Here is a 1,057-nt window from a genome sequence, read left to right as displayed (position 1 = left end):
ACTTCTTTTCGCACTTATTCTAACGAAATATTCGTTACATGTAAATCCTAAAGATTATATTATGTTTATCTAATCTTTAGTATAATATATATCTAAGGAAAAAGGGGACAGGCTAGAATGGCACTTACTTAAGCTTTTTAGGATGACCATTTTGCTTTATTTCCTCCCTTACAATATCTCTATGTTTCATCAATAGAGGGAAGTCATTATGCCGTCTTTTTATGGCTCTAGGTTCAATTCTTCCTTCTCTATTTCCAATTACCTTTTGACCTATGAGAAATAAAATTTTCTCATATAGTTGGTTATCATATTTATTTGGCACATTTTTTAAAATCTGTACAGTATGTTTAAAACTAAGTTGTCTTGGTAATAGTCTATTATAGATAGCAGATTCAAGCATGATAAGACGTATAAAATTATATGCCAAGAAATATACCCACATCTCCTTAATAGCCATTTTTGGTGTTTTACAACTAAAATGTTTTAGACCTAAAGTTGATTTTATATTTCTAAAATCTACTTCAATTTGCCATCTCTGTTTATATAGATTTTTAATTTGTGTTGCAGTTACTCTGTTTTTACAAAGCATTGTAGTAATAAGTATTTTTCCTCCTCTGTATAATTCACGAATAGTAAGAGTTTTAGGTAACTTGTCAAACTCTTCTTCACTCATCCACTCAGGTCTTTTAGAAGGTTTTTTTATATCAATAAGGTGGTCTTTTTTACCTATAATCTTTCCTTTTGTAAAGTCTGTCTTTTTTGCTCTCATCCCATGTTGTACTAAAACTACATCAATACCATTTTGAAGTACATAGTTTAAAAAATAATATGTTGAGTAAAAAGCATCTGCTAGGATTACATCTCCTTTTTTAAAGTTATTTAACATATTTCTTAGCAACACTTGTTCAGATGCTCCTTTACCTTGATAGGGGCTAAGAGCTGCATCAATTAAAGAACCAGTGGTTAAAGAAATAATACCTACTGCTCTACATATTGGGAATCCCAATCCTTTTTTTAAAGAGTTTTGTTGAGGATACTTCTTTTGGTTCTCTTTGGT

Annotated in this window: 1 protein-coding gene; it reads right to left on the bottom strand. The window is 30.2% G+C overall.

Annotated features, from left to right (window positions below):
* Nucleotides 1-124: 124 nt before the first annotated feature.
* Nucleotides 125-1,057 (bottom strand): IS4 family transposase (locus K354_RS0113665; protein ID WP_024956027.1); only part of this gene is annotated, 933 nt, incomplete at its 5' end.

Source organism: Sulfurospirillum arcachonense DSM 9755 (genome assembly GCF_000597725.1).
GTDB classification, from domain to species: Bacteria; Campylobacterota; Campylobacteria; order Campylobacterales; family Sulfurospirillaceae; genus Sulfurospirillum_A; species Sulfurospirillum_A arcachonense.
Note: the sequence above shows the minus strand (reverse complement) of the source record. Positions and strands in the feature narration are given on the sequence as shown.